The sequence below is a fragment of the Aestuariivirga sp. genome (genome assembly GCF_020252395.1).
In the GTDB taxonomy this organism is placed as follows: Bacteria; Pseudomonadota; Alphaproteobacteria; order Rhizobiales; family Aestuariivirgaceae; genus Aestuariivirga.
This window is the reverse complement of the sequence record NZ_JADCDB010000023.1, coordinates 1-2,622: the sequence shown is the minus strand read 5'-3', so window position 1 is coordinate 2,622 and position 2,622 is coordinate 1. Positions and strand designations below refer to the sequence as shown.

Below are 2,622 nucleotides of genomic sequence, written 5' to 3'. Positions count from 1 at the left end.
GCCGATGCCGGCGCCCGCGATCACCGCGATCCGGTGGACCCTGTTGCTACCCATGATTCGTCTTTCGGGGGCCCGTTCCGTCATAACAAGTCCGCCACGGGCAGGTGCAGGCTTGATCTGTCGCAGTCTCTAAGGCAACAAGATCGGGACAACAACAAAAAGGCGCTCGCCGCCTGTGTTTTCAGAGTTCTGGTGGGGAGGGTGTCGGCGTGAGCACGACGGAAAAGGGCCCAGGGCGCGACCGCGGCTTGCGCGCGCGCTCGCCTCAGGACATCGCAGCCGGTCTGTTCCTGGTTCTTGTTGCGGGTTTCGCGATCTGGCAGTCGACTGAACTTCCGATGGGCACGCTGCGGGCCATGGGCCCGGGGATGCTGCCGCGGGCCCTTGCCGTGCTGGTCGGCGTGGCCGGCATCGTGCTTGTGGTCACGTCCTTTTTCGAGGACGGCGAGAAGCTCAGCCGCTGGCACCTGCGCGGTCCCATTTTCATCCTCGGCGGCGTCGTCGTCTTCGCTCTCACCATTCGCACGCTCGGCCTGGCTTTCGCCGGACCGCTGGCCATGATCATTGGCTCGTTCGCGTCCGAGGAGATGCGCTGGAAGGAGACCATCATCTTCGCCGCCGGCATGACGGCCTTCTGCATCCTTCTCTTCAAGGTGGCGCTGGGTCTTCCGATCCCCGTCGTCGCGTTCATGTGAGGCGACGACGATGGATCTCTTCGGCAACCTCGCCCTCGGCTTTGCCACGGCGCTCAGCTTCCAGAACCTCGCCCTGTGCTTCATCGGCTGCCTGGTCGGCACGCTGATCGGCGTGCTGCCCGGCGTCGGCCCGATCGCCACGATCGCCATCCTGCTGCCGATCACCTTCGGTCTCGATCCGACCGGAGCGCTGATCATGCTCGCAGGCATTTATTACGGCGCGCAGTACGGCGGCTCGACGACCGCCATCCTCGTCAACATCCCGGGTGAGGCGACCTCGGTCGTGACCGTGCTCGACGGACACCAGATGGCCAAGCAGGGCCGGGCCGGCATCGCGCTGGGCATGGCCGCCATCTCGTCCTTCATCGCCGGGTCCTTCGCGACCCTCGTCATCGCCGCGCTGGGCGTGCCCCTGACGAAGCTCGCGCTCATCTTCGGCCCGGCCGAGTACTTCTCGCTGATGCTTCTCGGCCTCGTCTTCGCCGTCGTGCTGGCCCGGGGATCGATCGTCAAGGCCATCGCGATGATCCTTCTGGGCCTGTTGCTGTCGACGGTCGGCACCGACCTCGAGACCGGTCAGGAGCGCCTGACGCTGGGCCTTACCGGCATCGCCGACGGCATCGACTTCGCCATCCTCGCCATGGGCCTGTTCGGCTTTGCCGAAATCCTGCGCAACATCGAGAACCCCGAGGCGCGCGACGTCGTGCGGTCGTCCATCGGGCGGCTTCTGCCGTCGATGGAGGACATGAAGCAGTCCATCAAGCCCATCATGCGCGGCACGGGGCTCGGCGCGATGCTCGGCATCCTGCCCGGCAACGGAGCCGTTCTCGGGCCGTTCGCCTCCTACACGGTCGAGAAGAAGCTCGCGAAGGATCCCTCCCGCTTCGGCCGCGGAGCGATCGAGGGCGTCGCCGGGCCGGAGGCGGCGAACAACGCCGGCGCGCAGACCGCCTTCATCCCGCTGCTCACCCTCGGCATCCCGCCGAACGCTGTGATGGCGCTGATGGTCGGCGCGATGACCATCCACGGCATCATCCCCGGCCCCCAGGTCATGGAGAAAAACCCCAGCCTGTTCTGGGGCATGGTCGCCTCGATGTGGATCGGCAACCTGATGTTGCTGATCATCAACCTGCCGTTGGTCGGGCTGTGGGTGAAGTTGCTCAAGGTGCCTTACCGGCTGATGTTCCCCGCCATCCTGATCTTCTGCTGCATCGGCATCTATTCCATCAACAACAATCCCAGCGACGTCATGGCGACGGCGTTCTTCGGCCTCGTGGGCTACGTGCTTTTCAAGCTTGGCTTCGAGCCGGCGCCGATGCTGCTCGGCTTCGTGCTCGGCAAGCTGATGGAGGAAAAGCTGAGGCAGGCTCTCATTCTTTCACGCGGCAGCTTCTCGACCTTCATCGACCGCCCTGTGTCCGCGGGCCTCCTCGCGGTCGCGGCGGTGCTGCTGGTGATTGCCTTGCTGCCCTCCATCCGCAAGAGCCGGGACGAAGTCTTCGTAGATTAGCGGCTCGCGCCACCTTTTTTTGACCACCTCGTGTTCCTATATGCCGCGACAGCCGCAAGCCCGCCCGGGAGGCGGGATCCAGTATTGAAATGAGAAACGTGGGAGATAATCCGATGAAAGCGCTTTTCGCGGCTGCCGCCGTACTCGCCCTCACCGCCGGCTCTACGCTGGCCCAGGGTTATCCGAACAAGCCCATTACCTTGGTCGTCCCGTTCGCCGCGGGCGGACCGACCGACGTCATTGCACGCATCGTCGCCGAGCCGATGTCGCGCACGCTGGGCCAGCAGATCGTGATCGAGAACGTCGCCGGCGCAGGCGGCACCACCGGCACGACCCGGGTCGCCACGGCCGCGCCGGACGGCTACACGATCATGATGGGCCACATGGGCACGCACGGCGCGGCCCCTGCGCTCTATC

At 65.3% G+C, this 2,622-nt stretch carries 4 protein-coding genes; all 4 read left to right on the top strand.

Features of this window, described 5'->3' with window-relative positions; translation table 11 throughout:
* On the top strand, nucleotides 1-213 hold a 213-nt coding region (locus tag IOC82_RS11650), incomplete at its 5' end, for a hypothetical protein (RefSeq protein ID WP_290546365.1).
* Entirely contained in the window at nucleotides 210-695 is a 486-nt protein-coding gene (locus IOC82_RS11645) for a tripartite tricarboxylate transporter TctB family protein (protein ID WP_290546364.1), read from the top strand. The genes IOC82_RS11650 and IOC82_RS11645, both read left to right, overlap by 4 nt.
* A gap of 10 nt (nucleotides 696-705) precedes the next feature.
* The gene (locus tag IOC82_RS11640; protein ID WP_290546363.1) at nucleotides 706-2,205 is read left to right on the top strand and encodes a tripartite tricarboxylate transporter permease; all 1,500 of its coding nucleotides are present in this window, start codon (nucleotides 706-708) and stop codon (nucleotides 2,203-2,205) included.
* Between the two features lie 113 nt (nucleotides 2,206-2,318).
* Nucleotides 2,319-2,622, top strand: a 304-nt coding sequence (locus tag IOC82_RS11635; protein ID WP_290546362.1) for a tripartite tricarboxylate transporter substrate-binding protein, incomplete at its 3' end; no start/stop codon positions are given.